This is a genomic window from Niastella populi (assembly GCF_002078015.1).
Classification (GTDB): Bacteria; Bacteroidota; Bacteroidia; order Chitinophagales; family Chitinophagaceae; genus Niastella; species Niastella populi.
In genome coordinates this window covers 16,099-40,799 of sequence record NZ_LWBP01000191.1, presented here as the reverse complement: position 1 = coordinate 40,799, position 24,701 = coordinate 16,099, and the positions used below count along the sequence as shown (strand labels likewise).

Genomic DNA, 24,701 nt, shown 5'->3' with positions numbered 1-24,701 from the left:
ATCAGATGGTATGAAAATCAGACTAACGAGTATTTACGTAGAAGACACCTTCAAGGCATTTAAGTTTTACACGGAAGTATTGGGTTTTGTGCAACGGTATTATTTACCGGAAGGTTACCTGGCTATTGTAGCCTCTCCTGAAGAGCCCAATGGAACCGGCCTGTTGCTGGAACCAAACGAAAACCCCATCGCTTCCAACTACCAGAAAGCACTGTACGAGGCAAACATCCCGGTGATCATTTTTAGCGTGGAGAATATGGAGGAAGAGTATGAAAGGCTGAAAGGAAAAGGCCTCGTGTTCAAAAAAGAACCTACGCAAACAGACTGGGGAATTGAAGCAACTTTTGATGACACCTGCGGCAACCTGATACAATTACTACAGTTAGCGTAAAGCCAGGAAAAAATAGTTGGGGCCGCTGCCTGCCGGCAGCGGCCCCAATATAATTGTATTCTACTATCCATGCCGCCGACCACAACGGGCAGGCCGCTGTTATTAACGGTACCCAACCCACGAACAAGCAAGCGGCGCTATTTCTTCCGGCTATACCTTGAGCTTTGTCAGCGGCAAGGCCGGGCACCAGACCACTTAAACCGGCGGATACCTTCGGCACCGAACGGGTGGCGATCTTTTCATCAACATTCACGGTGCCCGCAACGCCAGCCAGGTTCACTTTTTTCTGCCGGCCATACCCAACTACCACCCCATCGGCCATGTAAGAAACTTTAAGCTTCGGGAAAACACTTTATTCAGTACGGTCGTAAACCCGTACTTCTTTACTGCTCATTGCCCCCGCTGTTGTAACAAATGAAAACTTTAAGGCATTAGCTATAAGCGCATTGCATATGCTGTTTTGCAATTTGCGTTTTGCGTCAGGCGTTTTGCATGCAGCGTTTCGTAACTTTAAGTACAGTCAGGAGATTAATGGTTAAAAAGGATGCATATGTTGAAAGTTTTATCACTACAAATAGCCGACAGCATTGATATTAAAGAGTTTAAAACTGTATTCAAGGCCGAGTTGCTGCATGGGGATTCTGATGAATTGTTTTACCGGGTTAAATCGCACACACAAAAGTTTGCTTACATCTTCAAGTATGGCATTGTTAGCTTGTTAGGATACAATGAGGTGGAGACCATGGCATTTATCCAGGCTATTACACCGTATTGCAAAAACCCGCTCGATCAGCACATCAGCGATGAGTTTGATATTGGAATAAACGCAGGCCGCAATAGATTAGGCTATAATAAGATCGAAATTGAAGGGGCTACCACCGATAGCCTGCGACTCATTATGCTCAATGTTTCGCAATCGGTTGCATTGGATCATTACAGCCAGCAAACCAACCTGCTGCTGGAAGAAACCACGCACCATACCCTGCAACTGGAACGCAAAGGAAGGCTCGATCTTTCGGGCACCAATCTGAAAAAATATATCGGCCGTACGCTGAACCTCAAAAACCGCATCGAGGCTAATCTGTATATTTTCGATTCGCCTGAAGAAACCTGGGAAGATGAAGAATTGAACCGGCTCGATATCGGCCTGAAAAAAACTTTCGACCTTCAGGCCCGCTTCAGAACCATTCGTGAAGGCCTGGAGATCGTTAAAGAAAATCTCGACCTGTTTAAAGACCTGCTTCAATACCGGAACAGCATTGTGCTGGAATGGATCATTATCATCCTGATCCTTGTGGAGGTAGTGAACCTGTTTATTGAGAAGCTTATGAAGTAGAGTGTTTGTTTGAAATATGGCTGCGTTACAGGTTACAGGTTGTGCCGTGTACCATTTGCCGCTTACCGGGTATCCAAAAAAGGAATGTCACGCTATGAAAGCGTGACACTCTATATAATTACTTAAAGCTGTATTTCATTCGCTCATTAGCACATCAGCATATTGACCTATGCTGCCACTTTCTTATTCCTGACCTGCTTTTTTACAACTTTCCCGTTTACTTTCTTGCCGTTGGCGGCTTTGCCGTTAACCTTGCTGCCATTGGTAACTTTGCCATTTACCTTTTTCCCATTGGCAGCTTTGCCATTCACTTTTTTGCCATTGGCGACTGCTCCGTTTACTTTTTCGCCGTTCGCCAGCAGTTTCTTTTTCTCTCTTTCATCGATCCGCATATTATGACGGATCACCTGCCAGTATTCAGGGCCGTAGCCTACGAAGATCTCACCACCGGCCGGAATATCTTTGGTGGCTTCAATAAACACACGCACGCCTTCTTCTACATACTCGGCATTGTTGTTTAACTCTTTTACCCTGAATAAGCCTCTCGCATCGTTGGCATAGCGGGCCAGGGCCTTTTTATCGTTCAATGCATCGATAACAAAATTGCGCTTAACGTAATAAATATAAGGGCTTTCATCTTCGTCTTTCTGCACTTCTTTCCAGGTCCTTGTTTTGCCTTTATACTCTACAATGCGGGTTCCTTTAGGGATGAATTTTTTGGTAAATAATCCTTTTCCAGCGTTGGGTAAGGTAGAAGTTTTAACGTACAACTGTTTCTCCAGGAATGCCATTCAATAAATAAATAAGTAGTTTAAAAAGATACTTTTACAATATATCAAAACCAACAGGCCATTAACCGTACTCTTTATTAGTTTATTGTGCCAAGTACGATAATAATATTCCGTTCGCCAATAACCGAAATCTATGGTTAAACAGGCGTCGAAGATAAGAACTAAAGTTATATTTTTTACATGCCACTCTAGCCGAACAGGTATATTACCACCAATCCCATGCAAAAGTTCAGCCGCATGCACTAGATTTTTTTTCACGCCAACGATAAAAAACGGCCGCATTTTTTCCGGCAACGTTCCCGGAATGGATTTTCGCGGCTTACATGTAAATTCGAATCACCTTATTATCCGGCAGACCATAAACGATGGAAAGCCGGTCTTTACCCCATCAGTTACGGTACAAATTTACACTTACCGTTCCTTACACACTTCTCCTATCACCCGTTTTCCCGCACAAACAATCAGGGAATAAAATCCCATGCCGGGAAAACGCTCATTTGGCACAACGCTATAATATATTAATTGTAAACCACTTACATTTTGGCACCTGGATGGTTTTGTGTAGTATATGAAACAAAACAGTACCCTTGCAACCGTCGCTTTAATTATAACGAGCATCCTCCTGTCACTTTACTCGCCGGCTCAAAACCTCATCACCAACTCTAATTTCAGCAATGGCGCTACGGGCTGGAACGGTGGTTGTATAGTTGAAATTCATCCCGAACCGGTATATGGCGGCCCCAATGCGTCGAACTACGTTACTGAAATAGATGGAGAAACATGTCTCGATCAAAATGTATGCATCATGCCCGGCTTTACTTACCAGTTAACTTTCAGGGCAACAAGAAGGGCTGATGCCAACACACCCTCTACAGCCAGCATCTCAATAAAAGTAAGAGGCAACAATTCGAATACAAACTATTTAAACCAGGCGAAGGGCTTTAATAATACAACCTTTAACTGGACCACCCAGTCATATACATTCACCGTACCGGCCAACAGCAGCGATAAAACCATAAACATTCATATAAAGGATAACAACAACAGCGGCACTTTTGGGGTTCTGCTCGATGATATAGAACTGCATCCTCAAACCGATATGGCTATCAATGGTGCTTCAAGCGCAGTTTTAAACGCTACCTATAATTATTCTGTAAGCAACGGTCCTTCATCAGGCATCACCTACAACTGGAGCATGGGCGCCGATGCCAGCACAGCCACCTCAACTTCGGCAACTCCTTCTACAAAATGGACTTCCGCGGGAAACAAAATAATGTCGGTTGTTATCAGTAATTCAAGCTGCGTGGTTGCCACATTAACGAAGAACATTTCAGTTGCCGGTGCGTTACCGGTAACGTTTACCAGCTTCACCGGTGTAATAAAAGATAACAAAGCGGCGCTTAGCTGGTCTACCACTAATGAAGTGAACAATAGCTATTTTATAATAGAGCGTTCGATAAATGGCCGCAATTTCGATTCAGTTGGCCGTGTACAGGCTGGCAGCAACAGTGCAAACAATTATTCCTTCAGTGAGATCAATAACAACTCCTCCAGCTACTATCGGCTGAAACAGGTTGACCTTAACGGAACATTTATTTATTCAGCAGTTATTACGCTGAAAAACGCAGGCAGCAGCAGGGAAATGACCATATACCCGGCACAGGCTGTCACAACCATTCAGTATGTGATTGCGAATGAAGTGCAGGCCACCGCTACCGTACAGGTATTTAATATGGCCGGCCAGCCGGTTATCAGCCAGAAGGAAGTGTTATCAACCGGTTTGAATAACAGGTCGCTGAATGTATCGCACCTGGCAGCCGGCGCTTACATTCTAAAATTACAGATCGCTGGTACCGGGGTTACTGCGGTAAAAAAATTCCAGAAAATTTAATTAAAACGTCAGTTATTCAGTTTGAAAATAATAAAGTCCGGAAACAAAGTAGCGGCGGCCCTTGTTTCCGGACTTTCATTTCAACCCATAAACTCACTAACTGAATAACTGAATAACTGAACAACTTACTCTCTCCTCATCACACGCACTTCGCCATATAAAGGCCCTGCCATATTATTTGCGGCGGGCATAAAGGTCACCTTCACTTTGTCTTTTCCCCTGGTAATACCGGCAGGAATGGGATATGATATTTCATAGAATTTACTGGCCTTGTATTTATTCAGGTCTTCCGTGGCGATCTTTACATCGTTCACGAGGATGTCGAACGTTCTGCCGCGGTTATCCATGCCCCAGTAGGTACATAACAAACTATTGGCTTTTTCCGCATCCACCTTCATGTTGAACGAGAAATAACCACCCGGGTATGCTATCCTGAATTTTTTGGTATGCTCTTCCCCGGTATTCACTTTCTCCCCGGCAAAATCATGATCGCGCTCCGGCTGCATTTCACCCAGCCGTAACAGGTCAACCGTTTTTACTTCTATTTCGTGCCGTCTTTTGCGTTCCGCTTCATACACTTTTTGTTGTTCGGCCCAGCCCTGCGGCGTAAACAGGTCCCAGTACACGCTATAAAATTCTTTTTGCACCTGGTTGAAGGGGATCAGCGTCACCTCCTGCGGTTGCCCGGTATTTACAGAATGAAAAACCAGCGGCTGTTTGCTATCAGCCTTTAACCATTTGGCCGGTGCTGTTTCCGATGACACCAGTACCGGAATACCGGTAACCGGGTCGGGTTCCCTGTTGCCGAATACCCCGGCCAGCACCAGCGGACCGTAAAACACCGCCACGCGGTTGGGATTATCGGGCATCGGCTGCGTATATAATTGCAGATCTGGTTTAAATATTACCGCATCACCGGTTTTCCAGGTACGGGTAATGGTGAAATACCCATTGGCCCCGGGTTGTATATTCGTTTGCTCTTTTCCGTTCACAGTTACCAGCACTTTTTGTTTTGCCCAGTATGGGTTTCTGATACGTAAAGGAAACGAAACCGGTCTTGCCGCTTTAATTGCAAACCGTACCCAGTTACTTTCCGGCAATTGTGTTTGCTGTTCTATCACTACGCCTTTTTCTTTCCAGTTCAATTTCGAAGCAATGAACAGGTTTACATACAGGCTGCCATCCGCCCCCTGAAAATAAATGCTTTCGCCATACTTTACATGGTTCTCCATTCCCGAACCCACACAACAGGTAAACGTATTGAACGAGTCGCTGAATTCTTTTTGCGTTCCCATCCGTAGCGGTACAAAGTAGCACATCATGCCATTGCCATGGTTTTGGGAAGAAAGGATATGATTGTACAGGGCGCGCTCGTAATAATCCATCAGGTTGGCGGAAGGCTGCAAAGCGAACATATGCCGTGTCAGCTTTAGCATATTATAGGTATTGCAGGTTTCCATGGTGTTATCGGTGAGCGTTTCATTCAGTTTGCGGGCCGGACCCAGGTATTCATAATTGCTGTTGCCGCCCGGGGCGTAGGTATGATCTTCAACCACCGTTTTCCAGAAGAAATCGGCAATGGTTTTGTCTTTCCCGGCTGCGGTGAGCTGGTAACGGCGAATGCAGCCGATAACCTTGGGAATTTGGGTATTGGAATGTTTGCCGGGCAAAATATCTTTTTGCATGGCAAGCGAATCGAGGATGCGTGTATCGTGGAATTTATAAGAGAGATCGAGGTATTTCTTCTCGCCGGTCAGCGCAAAAGTGTTCACCAGCACATCGTTCATTCCGCCGTATTCGCAAAACAGCATGCGTTGCAAAGAGCTGTCGGGCAGGTTGCGAATGATGTGGGCCGTCCAGTCGGCCATACCTTTTTCTACCGCCAATGCCTGTTTGTTATCGCAGTACAGATAGGCATCGAGCAATCCCGCCATAATTTTGTGCACTGTGTACCAGGGCGACCAGGCGCCGTTGAGGTCGAACCCGCGGGAGCGGATGTTTCCTTTCTCCACTTCGGCCCAAACACTGTCTTCTTTGGGAATAGCGCCTACATACCCATTGCGTTTGGGTTGTACTTCGGCCAGTTCGGTGACTATATAATTTACTTTATCGAGAAATGTTTTATCCTTTGTAACGGCATAGTGCATGGCGCAGGCCGATAAATAGTGGCCAAGGCTATGGCCTGCAAGCCCCGAGTTTTCCCAACCGCCATAGCGGGCGCCTTTTGCCTTTACACCCGCGTGCTCGCGAAAATCGGCCAGCAGGCGATCGGGCTCAATCAACCGCAGGTACCGCACATCGGCTTCCATCGCTGTTTTAAACGGGCCATCGAGCAGCTGCACATCCTGCAGGTGAAAACTATACGCCTTCACCGGCACCACCGGCTTCACTTTCATTTTGGGCTGATGCTTTTCGGGCACATATGACTGTCCCAAAATGCTATCACTTAGCAATAAAAGCAGTGTCGATATAAATAGATACTTTCTCATTATTTAAAGGAAAGGTTTTGGTTATTCAGTTTTTAAGTTATTGAGTTATCGGGGTCATTGAGTTAATCTTCCAACTGAATAACTCAATAACTGAACAACTCGTCTCACCTGTAAAACTTCCATTCCGCTTTATAATCTTTTGCAATCCGCTGGTTCGTAATGATGGCCCTTACCATTGAAACAGGCATTGAATTTTCGTGCAGTACTGCATCATGGTATTGTGCATACGTCATTTTACCGCTATCTACCAGTTCTTTTTTCATTGTATAGAATTGCAGACCGCCGATCATGTACGCCAGTTGGTAAAGCGGACTGTACCCACCCACAAATGAACGGCGCACTTCTCCTTCGGCATTGGCGCGTTCATGGCCCACCCGGTCAACCAGAAAATCGATGCATTGTTGCGGCGTCCATTTTCCCAGGTGATAATTCAGTGAAAAAATGATCCGCGCACAACGGTGCATACGCCAGAACAACATCCCCACCCTGTCTTCAGGAGATTGGGGGAATTTCAGGTCCCACAATAACATTTCCCAGTACAGCGCCCAGCCTTCTATCCAGAAAGGCGTATCGAAATTGCGATATACTTTATACCGGTTGTTCATGAACCCCTGCAAATGGTGGCCTGCAATTAATTCATGATGTACGGTTGCGCGGGAGAAATGCGGGTTGTTTCCACGCATGCTCATCATTTTATCATCTTCTTCCATCGTATTGGTGGGATACGAGATGCTTAACACTTCGCCACCGGTGAAGAAAGGATTTACCAGCTGCCGCTCGGGCGTCATCATGATCATGCGCCAGGTTTCTTCGGCCATGGGCGGAATCGTGAGCAGGTTATTCTTTTTTAAAAATGCAACAGACTCGTCGTATAACTTCATGATAGCCCCCGGTTGTTTTCCCGGCGCCACATAGGTATTCTTTACTTTCTCGAGGGCTGCTTTCCAGTCTTTTCCCAATCCCATTTCCTGTGTTGCCTTCAGCATTTCCGCATCGCACCAGGCAAACTCTTTGTTGGCGATATCTATCAGTTCTTCGGGTGTATAGGGAATGAACTCCAGTTGCAGTTGGCGAATGATCTCTTCTTTCCCGATGGGGTAACCAATAATACCGCTGCCATCGTCTTTACCACCCGGCGCCGATTTTGCTTTTTGCTGCCAGAGTTGTGCATAGGCGGCAATGGCGGTATCGAGTTTCTTAAAAGGGTCGGGCAGCCACCAGGTATAGGCGGGATCATACCCTGAATAAAAATCGTTCACACTTTTCAGTGCCGTCTGAAACCCCTTTACAACACCCTGCGCCCGGCGGATAAGGTTTATGGTTATGGCAGAATCTTTTTCCAGCGATTTGGACAACTTTCCAATGGAGATCGTGATCTCTTTCATTTGGGCCGCCCACTGCTGCGCATCTGGCTGGGGACCGCGGCGGCGGTATTTTTCCATTTCATAAATGGTAGCTGCAAACGGGAACCAGGTATTGAGTTGTTCGTATTCTTTTTTCTCCACGTTCAGTACCCGCTGTTGCTCATCGAGGTTTCTTTTGAACAGCACATAATCGACCCTGCTTCCGGCGGGAAGATCTTCATACTTCAACTGCTGCACCTGTTTCAGGTAATCCGAAACAAGGGTCATCAGCCTGTTGCGCCGCTCCGGGCTATTCTCTACAAAATAGAACCGGTGTATGCTGCCGCGGTCGGCTTCATACCGGGCCATCAGGTTATTTACCTCGCTTGTTTGCTGGTAGAGCGGCGATTGAGCGTTGGACCGCATGGCCTCAAGAACCATGCAAAGGATAAGTATTGGTATTTTTCTCATAATAATTTTGTTTTGGAACGTGAAACGGCAATCGTGAAACGTGAAACGGCAATCGTGATACGTGAAAAGATTCCCGAATATCGAACCAACTACTACCTCCACTTGCTTTTCCATTCATTAACCCGTCAACTCGTCAACCCGTTAACTCGTCAACTCGTCAACCCGTCAACCCGTTAACTCGTCAACCCGTTAACCCGTCAACTCGTCAACCCGTTAACTCGTCAACTCGTCAACCCGTCAACTAACCTCCATCTTCATGTATTCAGGCAGCTCAGGTCTGGACGAAATTCCATCATTAATAATCTTCAGCACCCGCTCTCTCTCTTCGCCTATCAGCGTTAACCGGGGTGCGCGTACATATTCCGACCCCAGTCCCACCTGCGCTTCGGCCAGTTTTATATATTGTACCAGTTTGGGATGAATATCCAGTTCAAGCAACGGCAGGAACCAGCGGTATATAGCGCGGGCATCGTCGATGAGCCCGGCTTTGATCAACCGGTAAACGGCTACTGTTTCCCGTGGGAATGCAGTTACCAGGCCGCCCACCCAGCCATCGGCGCCCATCAGCAATTCTTCCATGGCCAGCGTGTCAACCCCGCAAAGGATCTTATAGCGATCGCCAAAGTAGTTGATCATCCGCGTTACGTTCGATACATCGCGGGTTGATTCCTTTACGGCCTGAATGTTATCAAACTCCTGCAGCTGCTCAAAAATATCGAGCGTAACTTCTATTTTATAGTCTACGGGATTGTTATAGATCATGATCGGCAGATCGGTCGACTGCGCTACCGCCCTGAAGAAGGTGAGCGTTTCGCGGTCATCTGTTTTGTATCGCATAGGCGGCAATAACATCAACCCTTTTACCCCCCAGCTTTTACCCAGGGCGGCCTGTTTAATGGCTTCCTTCGTGGCGCCTTCCGCAATGTTCAATACTACCGGAACAGGGCCGGCAATATCGATGGCAAGCTTTACCAGCGTTTCTTTTTCTTCAGTAGTGAGGGTGCTGGCTTCCCCGAGGCTGCCTCCGAGTACAATCCCATCTACACCCGCATCCAGTTGAGCCTGCAATCCTTTTTCAAACAGGGCCAGATCGAGGGTATCATCGGCTGTAAACTTGGTTGTGAAGGCAGGAAAAATACCTTTCCATGATATACTCATTCGTATTAATTTTTAATAAAGGTATTATGAAGCAGTTACTGGTGCGTAGCCTGTTTTAATCAGTTTGTTACCAAAATTAACAAGGTCAATGGTCAAGGGTGAATGAACTCAAAATATTCTTGCCTTCCGCCTTGTGCCTTGTGCCTTCTGCCTTCCGCCTTCTGCCTTCCGCCTTGCGCCTTCTGCCTTCCGCCTTCTGCCTTGTGCCTTGTGCCTTGTGCCTTGTGCCTTTTTAATCATTTCTTTACCAATATTAACCTCTTGCACCGGCTTATGGGAAAAAATTGGTAATATTGGTAAAACCAACCAAACCACTGCACATGAAAGTCGTTCAATTCACCATACCGGTTTCCCAGGAACATTCGATCATGGTACAGGAGGATAAGTTACCACATTTCTACAATCACCTGCACCGTCATAACGAAACACAAATTACCTGGATAATCAAAGGAGAAGGCACGCTGATCGCCGGCACCTGCATGCAGCGTTTTCAATCGGGTGATATTTATATCCTCGGCGCCAACCAGCCGCACCTGTTCAAAAGCGATCCTGATTATTTTGAAAAGAACAGCGAGAAAGACATTCATGCGCTTACCTTATTCGTTGACCTGCGCGGCCCGTTTGGGAAGATCATGGAACTGCCGGAAATGAATAACGTCAAAAAGTTCATGGAGCTTACCCGCAAAGGATTACAGGTTCCCGCCTCGCACCAGAAAGATATCATGAAAAAGATGGTCCTGATCAAAGAAGCCAGGAACGGTATCAGGCTGGCATTCTTTATTCAGCTACTGCAAACCCTCAGCAGGCTTAAACAATACAAATCGCTTTCCAATACACATACAGAAAGTTCTATTACCGAATCGGAAGGATTGCGCATGAATGATATTTATCAATATACCATGGCGCATTATACCGAGAACATTACCCTGAAACAAATTGCCGATGTGGCGCACCTGACCCCACAGGCTTTCTGCCGGTATTTTAAAAAGCATACTTTAAAAACGTATGTGGCTTTTCTAAACGAGGTGCGCATCAATGAAGCATGTAAAAAAATCGTTGGCGAAAATTTCGACAGCCTGGCCGCCGTCGCCTATCAAAGCGGTTTTAACAATGCCGTTACCTTTAACCGGGTGTTCAAAAAAATAACCGGACAACCGCCCAAGAAGTTCCTTACCGAATACATGCAGAAAGTGAATTGAAGCATAACAATTCCCATTTTATAAGAGCCCAACCATACATTCGTCACTACTGGTCAGAAAGTCTTATTATGCACAACACATATATAAAGGCTTTCTGATCTCATTTAAAACACAATACAATTTCTTTCATCTTGTATTTAATTGTAACCTATCAAAGACTGATTGGCACCACCTAAAGGATAAGTTGAAAATAAATGTGAATTCCCGAAAACTTTGTTATTAATTTGACCGCCTGTAACCACCTGCATATAAGTCAGCACTAAACCCTTTTACCTTTTCCTACGTGCTCGTATATTAATAATAAGCCCTCATTATTCGCCATAACCAGGCAGCACATATGGCCCCCCATTAACATAACCTGGTGACAATAGTTTTTCCTGCCTTACAGGCAGGAACAGCCATGCCATGCTCTTGATCGTATAAACGAACAAATACCCTATATATGCAAAAACGAATACCTAAACCGTTCTCTCTTTTGTTGTTCTTTTTTTTCCTTAGCAATTACCTGTCTGCCAGCCCGGATTGTCCGATCGTAAACGCGCGTTTTCCCCTGGCAAATGGTACTACGTCAGATCCTTCAGCAACAGGCTGGTACCTCAACAGTTCGAATGTTGCCTCTACCGGTTACTTTGCCGTAAAATCGAACCGCCTGCACGCCCAGGAACTGGGTGGCGAAGGCATCTGGTATTCCCGGGTTTTCAGTAACCCCGGTTACTCCGAATTTCAGGTGGCTGTTAAGGTTTCCTCCGAAGGTGACATGAACAGCTCGGAGTATGTGCGGATCTATTATAAGATCAATGGCGGGGCTGAAATCCTGCTCGATCAACGCACCGGCAATTTCGGCACAATTGATTTCATTTCACCGGTGCTTACCGGCAATAATGTACAGCTGGTAGTAAGGCTTTACAACTATAATAACGGCGGTTCGCAAACATCGAAGTACTATATAGAAGAGTACAGGATGTTCAAGGAAAAAGGCCCCTGTACGGTTACTTCGGGCATTACCGTAACTGCCGCTGCCGCCAATGGCGGCATATTAACCTGCGCCAGCCCATCGCTGGGTTTATCGGCAACCGCCACCGGTTCAGGTACTACCACCTGGAGCTGGACCGGTCCGAACGGGTATACTTCTACGGCGCAAAACCCCGTTATAACCGCCGCCGGCACCTACACCGTAGTAGCTACCAACAGCACCGGTACCGGTTCGGCAAGCGTTACCGTAACCGAAAATAAAACAGCCCCTGTGATCACAGCTACAGGCGGCGGACTCGCCTGCGGATCGTGTGTAACCATCAGCGCCACCTCGAATGTAAGCGGCGCTACCTATAGCTGGAGCGGTCCCAATAGCTTTACCTCCACTTCCCAAAACCCCACGGTTTGTGCGGCAGGCACCTATACGGTCACTGTTACCAATCCGGCCAATGGCTGCAGCGCCCAGCAATCGGTAACCGTTTCTGCAAGCGCCGTTACTACCTTCTGGCTGGAAGACTTTACCGGTTTAAGCAACGGCACTACTTCCGATGCAGGCACTACCGCCTGGACCACATCAGCCCCCGGTTCCGGCACTTATTCGATACAGAACAGCGAGTATAAGGCTTCCTTTAGCGGCGGCCAGGGCGTTGGCACCTGGACCTCGCAGGTTATTGATATTTCATCAAAAACCAATGTCAGCTTTTCGGTTGACCTGCGCAGTGAAGTAGCTACATCCAGCGACGCATTTGAAACCGGTGATTACATACGGGTGTATTACAAATTAAATGGCGGCGCAGAAACGCTGGCGTTTGAAGATCTGGCAGGCCTCGGTTCTACCACCAATACCACCAGTTCCACCACCTTCAACTCATCCACATTTAATGGAAGCACGCTGCAGGTGATCATCAAAACCAGCAATTCCGACCCTTCAGAACGCTATTTCTTCGACAACATAAAATTAACGGGAAGCAACGCCGGCACTACCACCATTACGCCAGCTGTTACCGGCATCGTAACCTGTACGGCAGCGGCGCAATTGTCGGCAACCGCAACGGGTACAGTAACCGCCTGGTCATGGACCGGCCCCAACGGTTTCACCTCTCCAGTACAAAACCCTGCTGTTAACGTGGGCGGACAATACATTGTGACCGCAACGTTCTCCTCGGGCTGCACCGCATCCGGCACCATTAGCGTTCCGGAAAATAAAACTCCGCCCGACATAGCTGCTACCGGCGGCAACCTGGCCTGTTTATCGGTCATCACCCTGAATGTAAATTCAACCGTTCCCAATGCTACCTATAGCTGGACCGGACCGAATAATTTCACAAGCAACTCAAAAAATCCAACGGTAAGCACAGCCGGTACGTACGTTGCCACCGTAACCAACCCGGCCAACGGCTGTACGACTCAGCAATCCGTATCTGTAACCTCGGGCACAAGTTCTACCCCTGCCATCTTCTGGCTCGAAGATTTTTCCGGACTCAGCAACGGCACTACTTCCAGGGCCGGCGCTGTAGCATGGACAGCCACTACCAGTGGAAGCGGAACGTACTCGGTTCAAAACAATGAGTTCAAGACCACATTCAGCGGTCAGGCAGAAGGAGTATGGAGCTCGCAGGAGATCAATATCGCCGGTAAAACAGGCGTAACGTTCTCGGTTAACCTGCGCAGTGAAACAGCAAGCACTAACGATGCGTTCGAAAATGGCGATTACATTCGCGTTTATTATAAGCTGAACGGCGGTGCAGAAACCCTGGTATTTGAAGACGTTGCCGGCTTAGGTACTACAACCAATGGCACGGCTTCCGTTACCGTAACCTCTGCAGCGCTCAATGGCAGCACCCTGCAGGTGATCATCAAAACAAGCAACAGCGACCCTACCGAACGCTATTATTTCGATAATATAAAACTGGAGGGAAGCGACATCACCGGCGAGAGCGTTACAGCAAACGGCGGCGTCATTACCTGCACCAGCTCATCGGTGACATTGTCAGGGAATGCCGCATCGGGTGGCGTAAGTTATAGCTGGACAGGGCCGAACAACTTTACTTCTACAGCCCAAAACCCCGTTGTAACCGCAAGCGGTATTTATACATTAACGGTTCACAACCCGGCTACAGGCTGCAGCGGCATCGATACGGCTATCGTTGTACTGAACACAACAGCGCCCGGCGCCACCGCCAGCGCAAGCGGATCGCTTAGCTGTAGCGGCGGCTCTTCGGTTACCCTTTCAGGAAGTTCTTCCACCAGCAATGTTACTTACAGCTGGACAGGCCCGAACAACTTTACGGCTACAACGCAAAATCCCGTTGTTACTGTTGCAGGTACTTACAACCTTACTGTAACCAATCCGGCGAATGGCTGCACCAGCAATACCAGTGCGGTCGTTACCTTCAGCAACACCATTACCGGCACCGCCTGGCTGGAAGACTTCACCCTGGCGAATGGCACGTCATCCGATGCCGGCGCCACACCATGGACAACCGCCATCAACCCGTCAACTACCCTGTTCTCGGTTTTGAACAATGAGTTCAGGATCAGCAACAGCACCACAACCGGTGAAGGGGTTTGGACTTCCGGCGCTATCGATATCAGCGGCAAAACAAATATCTCCATTTCAACCCAGGTGAGAAGTTCCATTATCAACGATGCCGTAATGAACACCACCGGTGAATATGCCGATTACATCAGGTTCTATTATAAGCTCAATAACGGCACAGAAGTATTGTTTGCCGAAAAACTGGGCACCATCAATAACCACAGTACCACACCTACGCCAGTTTCGATCAGCGGTTTAAGCGGTAACAGCTTACAGATCGTTGTACGGGCAAGGGCTACGGGCAATGATGAGTTCTATTACTTCGACAACATGCAGGTTGTAGCAACAAGCGCTGCCAATGTAACTGCAAACGCAACAGGCGGCGCCATTAACTGTATTAACAATTCGGTCACGCTTCAGGGAAGCTCTGCGGCATCAGGCGCATCTTATACCTGGAGCGGGCCGAACGGTTATTCGTCAACCGTACAAAACCCGGTAGTCAATGCACCAGGCAGCTATACATTGACGGTGACACTGGGTGGTTGTTCAGCAACGGCTACAGCCACAGTAACCCGGGATACTACAAAACCAGCCGTAACGGCATCTGCTGATCCATTACAGTTAACCTGTATCGCCACCAGTTCAACGCTGGCAGGCAGTTCAACCACACCTGGCGTCAGCTATAGCTGGAGCAATGCTGGCGGTGTTATTGCCAGCACGCCCAGTACTTCGGTAACTATACCCGGCAATTATACATTGACCGTTACCAACCCGGCCAATGGCTGCTCATCAACAAGCCAGGTTAGCGTATCACAGGACACGATAGCGCCAACTGCCGTTTCAGCTACGCACAATGGAACTATAACCTGTATAACCCCCGGCATTACAATTGAGGCAACGGTTTCTTCGGGTAATCTCAACTACAGCTGGAGTGGCCCGAACGGGTTCAGCGCCTCTACATTAAGTGCATCGATCACAAGAGGCGGCACGTATGTTTTCACGGCAACCAGCCCAACCAATGGCTGTACTGCCACAGCCAGCACCATCGTAGAAGAGAATACCACTCCGCCCGGCGAGATCTCAATCAACAACTCGGGAATAATAAACTGTTTAACCAGCAGCGTTACCATTTCAGGCAGTTCGTCATCATCGGGTGTAGATTACAGATGGGAAGGGCCGAATGGCTACATTGCGTCATCTGCACTGGCAACTGTTACGCATGGTGGTCAGTATACACTCACAGCTACCAACCCTGTCAATGGCTGTACCTCCAGCAAATCGACCATCGTAACTGAAAATACGGCGCCGCCGGAAATAACTTTCAGCAACAGCGGCCCTATAACCTGTGCCAATCCCGAAGTTACTTTAACAGTTACTTCCAATTCGGCCAACGCCAGTTACCTGTGGTTAGGCGATGATTTCATTTCAGATCAGCCAACCACCATTACAGGCATACCCGGTTTGTATATCATTACGGTTACCGACCTGGTTACCGGCTGTAGTGTTACCGACTTTATGGAAGTAGCGGCAGATTACTCCGATTGCGGTGCACGTAAAGCAACACCCCTTGCCACAGCAAAAACCAATGAACCAACCGTAACCGGTACAAACGTTACCAGCTTTACCTATAAAGCATATCCCAACCCGGTTATCACAAATGGTATCATTGAATTTACCTCACCGCAAAGCGCCAATGCCACTGTAAGTATTTACAATGCGCTGGGTGCCTGCGAAAAGGTATTGTTCAAAGGAAATGTAATGGCCAACCGGTTGAACCGGGTAGCCGTTCCTGCTTCGCAGTTAGCCGCAGGTAATTATTATTACATTATCAACTCCGGCAGCAGATCGTTTACCGGCAAACTGGTGATCGTAAAATAAATAAACGTGTCGTTTATACATTTTAAAAAAGCCCTCCCCTACCGGGAGGGTTTTTTCATTCACAAAATTCTATACTAGCTGGCGGGATACCACTATGCATTCATAGTAGATCAACTAAATAATATTCATCATTCACTACACACATACAATTTATTTAACAGGCAACATCATTACAACGACAAAATAATTGATTCTAAAAAACGCTGTAACCGGCCACCAGCAAGCGTTTCATAAAACATCACTTTTTGAGTGTTTAAATAACAGGGGCTTTTAACGTATAAGAACATATCCCGAATATGTATACGTATTTCAAAAAGAATAGTGTGTTTTTATTATACAATTACCGTACTTTGTTTCAGGGATCACCTAAACCACCCAATAAAATCCGAACCGATGAAACAAATCTACCGTTTATACGGAATACCCCTCCGTATTGGGAACTCAGCATTTCTAATTGCCCTTTTCATTTCATTATTATTGTCAGCAAGCGCCCAGGCACAGGTAAATTCCTATGCGCGCGTTACGGGAATCAATACTGCCAAAACCCGGTTAACGATCGATAACCGCAATGAAATGTATCATTCCTTCACCGTAGGTGAGGAAGTGATCGTAATTCAAATGCAGGACAATGTCATAGGCGCCAATACCTCGAACAATTCGGGTTTTGGAAATTTATCGGCTATCAGCAATGCAGGCTTTTATGAAGTGGCCGTTATCAGCGCTATCAATACCGACAGAACACGCATTACCCTTACAGAAGCGTTGAATCAAAACTTTACGGTGGGAAACAACAGCCGGATACAGGTTGTGAGCTTTACCAAACTTGGCACAACCAACTATTCTACCACCGCCAACATTACTGCGGTAAGCTGGAATGGAGGTCTCGGCACCGGTGGTGTAGTTGCCTTCCAGGTTGCCGGTACACTTACCCTGCGTCATTCTGTAACAGCAAATGGGCAGGGCTTTGCCGGCGGCGTTATTTCCAACGATCACGAAGACGAATGCACACCCGGTGTGTACCGTACCAACTCTGCCGATCATGCCGGCAAAGGAGAAAGTATTTACCTGGTTTCCAGTAATACGTATGCCCGTGGCCGTGGCCGTATATTGAACGGCGGCGGTGGCGGAAACGATGACAATGGCGGCGGTGGCGGCGGCGGCAACTTTACCGCCGGCGGCGAAGGCGGCGCCGGCTGGGGCTGCAGTGCCTCTCCATCAGGCGGGTTAGGCGGAATTGAGTTGAACACCTATTTAATGACAGGCACCCGTTTGTTCATGGGCGGCGGCGGCGGCGGCGGCCAGGGTAATAATGGAACCCAAACACCCGGATCAGCCGGTGGCGGCATAATAATCATCAAAGCAAATACGCTTACTACCAGTTGCACGTCCTCAACAGTAAGGATAACTGCCAACGGTAATGCGGCATCGGGCACAACAGACGGCGGCAATGACGGGGCCGGTGGCGCAGGCGCAGGCGGTACCATCCTCTTCCAGGTAAACACCTTCAATGTACCTGCCGGTTGTCCGTTACAAATACAGGCCAATGGCGGTAATGGCGGGGATGTAAACAACGGCACGGCGCATGGCGGCGGTGGCGGCGGCGGACAGGGCGCAGTCCTTTTCGCAAACGCTATGCCTACCTCCAATATAACAACTACTACCCGGCCCGGTATCGGCGGTTTAAACAGCTCTGACAACGGCGCCACACGTGCAGGCAGTGGTAGCGGCAGTAACAATGCCGGTATCATTTCAGGAATTGGAACGGTGTTACCGGTTAAACTGATCAGTTTTTCGGCCGAGCGGGTTAACAAAAAAGTAGCCCTTGCCTTTACGGCCACCGGAGATGCCAGTACGCTGTTTACCATTCAGCATGCAACCGATGGCATTCATTTCAATACTATAGGCACCGTAAAGGGAAAAGGTAATAACCCCTTTAACGCTTATTCTTTTACAGATCCCCGGCCGGTTGCCGGAAAGAACTTTTATCAGCTGAAACTGACAGACGACCAAACCGGCAGCACCAGCTCTTCAGGGATCGTATCGGTGAATATACCGGAGGTAGAAAGTCTGCCTGTGGCCTACCCCAACCCGGCGCATGACCATTTCAGTATACGGGTAAACAATGAATACAATAACAAAACCCACCAGGTAACCATTACCGATCTTACGGGTAAAATAATGTATTCAAATAATTATAAACCGGTTAACGGAAGCATTACCGTAACACCGGCAACGCAATTAAAACCCGGCTTATATATCTTTAAACTAACCAGTGAAGGATACGAGCAGGCGGGTAAGTTAATGATCAGATAAGAGAGGAGCATAGTTATTATAGAAAGGGCTGCACCGGTTACTGGTGCAGCCCTTTTTTTATTGCAAAGACGTAAAGGCACGCGGCAGCGGCACTGTAAGTAACAAAAGAATTACATAAAAAGAGTCCCGCAACTGCGGGACTCCCTGTATATAGAACATTCAACACTATGTAATCTTAAATAACAGCGAACCAACATTCACCATTGACCATTCACCACTACCATTTCACCATCGTAAGCACATTGACATTGCCGTTCCCATCTTTCACATGCACATAATACACGCCCTTGCCAAGGTTGCCGATAAATACGGGTAGTTGTTGTTCGCCTTTATTCAGCCTGATCGACCGACGGTGATACATTCTTCCGGCAATATCCGTTATGTACAGGCTCGCTACCGATTCCTTCAACGCATGCACATACACATTGGTTATTGCACCGGCAGTTGCTGAAGGCCGCAATTGCACCTGGTTGGCGCTGTTCAATACAACCGATTGAATACCGCTGTACGCCATCTCATTTTGCTGACCGGTGACCAACAGGCGATAATATACCATACCGGCGCCGGGCAGGTTATCGGTATAACTATATAAATATTTGCCAGCTTCTCCTTTCACTTTACCAATGTTCACAAAATGAACGCCATCAACCGATCTTTGCACATCGAAATATTTTGGCTCGGTTGATCCTGTGGTATTCCAGGTTAAACCTACCGATGCGTTCGTTGCTTTTTTAGCCGTAAAGGTTTTTAATTCTACCGGCAACACCGCCGAACTGCTCGATACGCTGAATTGAGAAAGAATATTAAATGAGCCGTCTGCGCGTGCATATGGGTTGGAACCGCTGGCCGGCGCCTGGCTGGTCATTTCAACGATCTGTGTTCCGTTCGATCTGATGATGCTCGTTTCGGTTCTGTCAAAAGCCGATTGCTCTTCACCTTCCTGCCATTTCAGCGATAGCATTACGTTGCTGCCGCCATTCACCGCTTCCGAAACCAGCCATGTTCTGTTAACGCCCGAAGCATGAATGCCACCGGGAATCATCTGGTCGTTCACCGCCACTGTGAAATTGTCGACCGTACCGGCATTGGTTAATTGAATAGGGTTGTAAGCCGCAGGAGTTGGCCCAATCGGGAACAACACAGCCCCATCGGCCGCGTCTACCTGTTCAATACGTAATCCGCCCAAACCGGTATTTCCGGCGCCGGCATTTCCATTACCGGTAACTATCCAGCTGGTAGCAGGAGCGGTAAAAGGCGCTGCCACAATGGTATTGCTTCCGGTTTTCATGGTAATTACATGTGTACCTGTAACAAGTTTGGCCGACCCGCCCAATACCAGGTTATGATTCACATCAACTGCACTGCCTAAGAACTTATTGCCGCTGCCATTGATCTCCAGTGAGCCATGGTTGGCGGGGAATATGTTTTGATTGACTGTTGCAGTGTAAGCTACCGTTCCCTGCAGATTGTACAAATTTGACGCACGGCTTGCTATGCCGTCAACCGCACCGCCGCTGATAGTAAGCCGCGCCGCATTTTCAATTTCAATACTTCTAAAAAAGGCGGTACCGGTACCGTTGCTGATATCGGGCATATTTGGCGGAAAGAAGTTCGGCACCAGCACATCGATGGTATTATCGGGTACGCCGCCACACCAGTTCATTGGTTCTTCCCATTTCGTATCAACAGTTCCCAGCCAGGTGCCCGATCTGCGAACGGTTAACACCCGCTCTGCCGACGTTGCGGGCGGAGCACAAAGATTATGACTTACAATTACCCGGTACCGAAAGCCGTTCATGGCAGTGGTAACCGCTCCCAGGTTCAACGTAGCCGCCGCCGGGGAAGGCGAAGCCACTCCTATATTTGACCATGTAACGCCCCCGGTGCCATTATCGGTTTGCCACAGATAATTTAAAGTGGCGCTGCCGGTGGCAGTTACCCTAAAACCCGCTGTACTGTTGGCGCAAACTGTTGTATCAACTGGTTGCGAAGTAACAGAAGGCAGCGTACGCACGTTGATAGTGCCCAGGTTGGTAACCGAAGCGCATCCTAACGTAGAGGGATAACTTGCAATGAGTCGCACATTATACAAATTGGTGCCCGCCGTTGCGGTAAAACCGGTAATCTGTAAAGAATTGCTTTGTGTACCGCTGAAAACCGCATCGTCGGTAAGATCGGTAAAACCGGCCGAAGTAACCGGTTTAAACTGCCATTGATAAGCCATGGCAGCAGCGCCTGTTGCGTTTGCCGTAAAAAAAGCGTTACCGCCCGGGCAAATGGTAGCTATCGACGAGGGAGTGAGGTTACTGGTTCCACCTGCAAATGCCGGTTTCGATAATACCCTTAACGTATCGAGTGCAATACTCGTGGCAGAACAGCCCGTAGCAGTAATGGTAGCGATATAGCGGTACAAATTGCCATTCATACCCAGGTTGGCCGCCGGGTAAGTTATATCGTGCGTGGTAGCGCCGGTATAGCCATCGCCCGCAGTTGCATTTTGCCATGAAGCGCCGTTATTGGTGCTTACCTGCCATTGATAGCTTAAAACTGCATCGTTTGTAACCTGTAAACCCGCGCCGGTAGCTCCATCACATACCGTGGTTGCCCCTGCAGCAGATGAAACGGCCGGTGTGGCATTTACCGTCAGCAATGCGCCATCGGAAGTTGTTGTGCCTGTAATATCCGTTACTACACAGCGGAATAAATTGCCGTTGAGTGCAGTCGATACATTCAACACCGTCAATGTTGAAGTGCCTGTACCACTAAAAACGGCGCCATCGCTTATGTTGCTATAGCTACCGCCTCCGTTCACACTCACCTGCCATTGCAGGGAAGTGGTTCCGGTACTGCCAACTGTTCCAATTGTAAAGGTAGGGTTCGAACTGGCGCAAACGGTTTGAGCGGCTGGCTGCTGTCCCAATACAGGCGCGCGTTTATCGCGCGAAAAAGCAGCCGATGCAATACATAACAACCATAATGTGCAGATAATGATTTGAAGCAATAGCCTCAGAAATGACCGCGAGGCCGAAAGTGTAAAGTTATTCATACGTACGGATTTGTTTTAAAGGGTTGGTATTTGATTTTTACCGGGTTATTGATCAGGGCTGGAAGGAAGGAATATACATCAAATGCCCGCCTGCACTGATCTTCAGCGGGCGAAACAATCTGCATGAGGGGCTACCGGTACAATTGCAATCACCTGTCACCGGTAGGTAACAATAGGGCTTACTTCAATCCAGGGTTATCATTAATGATGCAACGTTAAATGTAGTAAGAATTCCATTTTTCGCATATTGATTGCATGTATATAAGGTGTCGATATATGAATATGAACTACTCTCATCCTTAAGCATCTAGTAATGGCAGATATATAATATGTAAAATAATTCCCATCGCTTATCTGAAAAATACGGATAAACAAGGGTTGTTCGCCCTGATTTTGCCCCGCGAATCAAATGGGTCACAGCAACAGGGCCACCTATCCGCCAAAACATCATAATCCTTTACAAAACAGCCGTTAATTTAATTTGTGTCATATATAATTGATTCCTTTTCACTATATATATAATTTAATTTACCTTGCGGCGTTTTGATGTTTAAAAATTACGTCTTATTTTAACCGCTTAACCCTAGCAAACCCCAAGTCATGAAAAAAAGCCTTGTATTAGGCCTCATAGGTAGCGTACCCTTGTTTGGCTTATCTCAACAGTTTACAGGATTTACTTACGACAATTATGCAGGTGTTCACGGCATGGTACAAAACCCGGCGTATGTAGCTGGCAGCAAGTACAAAGTGAATGTGAACTTTTTCTCTATGAGCATGCTGGCTGGTAATAACGCCTACGAGCTCAAGAATTCCAAGTTCAGGAAATTCAACTTCTCTGATCTCGAAGAGAATACCGATTACTTTAAATCGGGCAACACCGACAAAAAGAACCTGTGGTTCAATACAGATATCCTGGGCCCTTCTTTTATGTTCACATCGGGCAAAAAAAGCGGTATTGGCCTTTATACACGTATGCGAACCGTGGTGAACGAATTCAACCTCAGCGACCGCACTTTCCGCTACATGGGTCATTCAGACGCCATTTACAACACCGATATAGAGGAAGAAAATTTACAGTTAAAGGCCCACGCCTTTGCCGAAGCCGGTTTAACTTATGGCCGTGTTATTTACAATAACCCACAACACCTGGTGAAAATGGGTATTACCGGTAAATATGTAATAGGGATGGGCGCCGCCTCCGTGTATTCAAAAAAACTAGCGGTGAACATCGACAAGAACGACTTCATCAATAAACTGGAAGGCGACCTGAACGTTCGTTATTCCGGCAACCTCGATGCGGTGGACGACGATTTCTCAGACATCCTCGATAAATCATCAGGCAACCATGGTCTCGGCTTCGACCTCGGTTTCACTTATGAATGGAGACCCGAAAGCAGCGGCTGGCTCGTTACCGATCCTACGCCATATAAATTGCGGGTGAACGCTTCAATAAATGATATCGGTTCGGTAAAATATAATAACTCGGAACATGGCGGCAGTTATATTATGAATGCCTCCGGACGTACTACCGAAGACCTCGACAAACAGGACGGTGAAACCTTCGATGAGTATTTTACCAGGCTTGAAAACCAGGGCATCCTTTCTTCCCACACTCAGGCCGGCGACTTAAAGGTTAAACTGCCCACTACCTTCCGTTTCGATGCAGATTACCATATCTACCGTCGCCTTTTCATAAACGCAGGTACCGTTGTAAACCTCCTTGGCCGCGATAAAAATGAGCTGAGCGCCCACTATGCCACTTCATTTACCATCACACCGCGCCTCGAGAAAAAATGGTTCAGCATTTATACGCCATTCTATTATAATACGCTGAATAAAAAAATGGCCATCGGGGCGGGACTGAGAGCCGGTTTTCTTTTCCTCGGTTCCGGATCAGTACTGTCGAACATGTTCTCGAGCAAGAACGTGAACTCGGCCGATTTTCACTTAGGCTTCACCCTTCCTATTTACCAGCGTGTAAAAACGAAACGGCATAGAACGAGGGTTGAAAAAACCGTAAAAGAAGAGCCGGCAGAAACACCCAAACCGCAACCGGTTGAAGTAAAACCGCAAACCGTTGTTGAAACCGTAGTTGATACCGTTGTTAAAAGTGTAGAGGTGATCAAAGAAGTAAATGTTACCCGCGATAAAGACAACGACGGCATTATTGATGAAAAAGATGAATGCCCCGAAGAGGCCGGGGAAATAGCCCTGGCAGGCTGTCCCGATCAGGATAAAGACGGCATTGCCGACAAAAACGACAAATGCGTTGATGTTGCCGGTACTGCCAAATACAATGGCTGCCCCGTACCCGATACCGACGGCGATGGCATCAACGATGAAGAAGATAAATGTGCGCAGGTAGCTGGTACCGCCAAATACAATGGTTGCCCAATACCTGATACCGATGGCGATGGCATTAACGACGAAGAAGATAAATGTCCTGCCACACCGGGCCTGCCCGCCAACAATGGCTGCCCTGAAATAAAACAGGAGATTGCGAAGAAAGTAGCTATTGCTGCCAAAAGCATCTACTTTATGCCGGGTAAAGAAGTTATTCAAAACGTATCGTACGCCAAGCTGGATGTTGTGGTTAATGTATTGAAATCCGATTCGTCGCTTATTATCAGCGTTGAAGGACATACCGACAATACCGGAAATGCCGTGTCGAACCTGAAATTATCGGCCAAACGTGCCGATGCGGTTAAGAACTACCTTATCAAAAAAGGTATTGCAGCTACGCGCATAACCGCACAGGGTTTTGGCGATTCAAAACCGGTTGCCCCCAATACCACACCCGCAGGCCGTACAAAAAACAGACGGGTAGAATTACACCTGAACTATCAATAAACAAACAGGCAATTGATAATACTAAACGTGCCAC

12 protein-coding genes are annotated in these 24,701 nt (G+C 47.5%); 7 read left to right on the top strand and 5 right to left on the bottom strand.

Features of this window, described 5'->3' with window-relative positions; translation table 11 throughout:
- Positions 1-10: 10 nt before the first annotated feature.
- Together A4R26_RS19710 and A4R26_RS19700 are read left to right on the top strand one after the other, a co-directional pair.
- Complete coding sequence (locus tag A4R26_RS19710; protein ID WP_081167043.1) at positions 11-391, top strand: VOC family protein; 381 nt, start codon at positions 11-13, stop codon at positions 389-391.
- Between the two features lie 550 nt (positions 392-941).
- A complete protein-coding gene (locus tag A4R26_RS19700; RefSeq protein WP_081167035.1) occupies positions 942-1,727 on the top strand; it encodes an RMD1 family protein in 786 nt (261 codons plus the stop codon).
- A gap of 167 nt (positions 1,728-1,894) precedes the next feature.
- On the opposite strand, the gene A4R26_RS19695 is transcribed toward A4R26_RS19700, so the two are convergent.
- Complete coding sequence (locus A4R26_RS19695; protein ID WP_081167032.1) at positions 1,895-2,518, bottom strand: SET domain-containing protein; 624 nt, start codon at positions 2,516-2,518, stop codon at positions 1,895-1,897.
- A 568-nt stretch (positions 2,519-3,086) separates the two neighbouring features.
- On the opposite strand from A4R26_RS19695, the gene A4R26_RS19685 reads away from it, so the two are divergent.
- Positions 3,087-4,409 (top strand): carbohydrate binding domain-containing protein, encoded by a 1,323-nt coding sequence (locus tag A4R26_RS19685; RefSeq protein WP_081167026.1) that lies wholly within the window; start codon positions 3,087-3,089, stop codon positions 4,407-4,409.
- Positions 4,410-4,534: 125 nt separating this feature from the next.
- Here A4R26_RS19685 and A4R26_RS19680 read toward each other — a convergent pair whose 3' ends face one another.
- The 3 genes from A4R26_RS19680 to A4R26_RS19670 form a co-directional block, all read right to left on the bottom strand.
- Positions 4,535-6,898, bottom strand: coding sequence for a glycoside hydrolase family 127 protein (locus tag A4R26_RS19680; protein ID WP_081167022.1), 2,364 nt, complete (start codon positions 6,896-6,898; stop codon positions 4,535-4,537).
- Positions 6,899-7,002: 104 nt separating this feature from the next.
- Entirely contained in the window at positions 7,003-8,712 is a 1,710-nt protein-coding gene (locus A4R26_RS19675) for a DUF885 family protein (protein ID WP_081167019.1), read from the bottom strand.
- Between the two features lie 237 nt (positions 8,713-8,949).
- Complete coding sequence (locus A4R26_RS19670; protein WP_081167016.1) at positions 8,950-9,870, bottom strand: dihydrodipicolinate synthase family protein; 921 nt, start codon at positions 9,868-9,870, stop codon at positions 8,950-8,952.
- Between the two features lie 320 nt (positions 9,871-10,190).
- On the opposite strand from A4R26_RS19670, the gene A4R26_RS19665 reads away from it, so the two are divergent.
- The 3 genes from A4R26_RS19665 to A4R26_RS19655 all read left to right on the top strand — a co-directional run bounded on the left by A4R26_RS19665 (position 10,191) and on the right by A4R26_RS19655 (position 18,771).
- Positions 10,191-11,069 (top strand): AraC family transcriptional regulator, encoded by an 879-nt coding sequence (locus A4R26_RS19665; RefSeq protein ID WP_081167013.1) that lies wholly within the window; start codon positions 10,191-10,193, stop codon positions 11,067-11,069.
- Between the two features lie 442 nt (positions 11,070-11,511).
- On the top strand, positions 11,512-16,458 hold the full coding sequence (locus tag A4R26_RS19660) for a T9SS type A sorting domain-containing protein (protein ID WP_081167008.1): 4,947 nt from the start codon (positions 11,512-11,514) through the stop codon (positions 16,456-16,458).
- A gap of 393 nt (positions 16,459-16,851) precedes the next feature.
- Positions 16,852-18,771, top strand: a complete 1,920-nt coding sequence (locus A4R26_RS19655; protein ID WP_081167003.1) for a T9SS type A sorting domain-containing protein — start codon at positions 16,852-16,854, stop codon at positions 18,769-18,771.
- Positions 18,772-18,988: 217 nt separating this feature from the next.
- Here A4R26_RS19655 and A4R26_RS19650 read toward each other — a convergent pair whose 3' ends face one another.
- A complete protein-coding gene (locus tag A4R26_RS19650; RefSeq protein WP_081167000.1) occupies positions 18,989-21,817 on the bottom strand; it encodes a T9SS type A sorting domain-containing protein in 2,829 nt (942 codons plus the stop codon).
- Between the two features lie 600 nt (positions 21,818-22,417).
- Here A4R26_RS19650 and A4R26_RS19645 point away from each other — a divergent pair.
- Positions 22,418-24,667, top strand: coding sequence for a DUF5723 family protein (locus tag A4R26_RS19645; protein ID WP_081166996.1), 2,250 nt, complete (start codon positions 22,418-22,420; stop codon positions 24,665-24,667).
- Positions 24,668-24,701 lie beyond the last annotated feature (34 nt).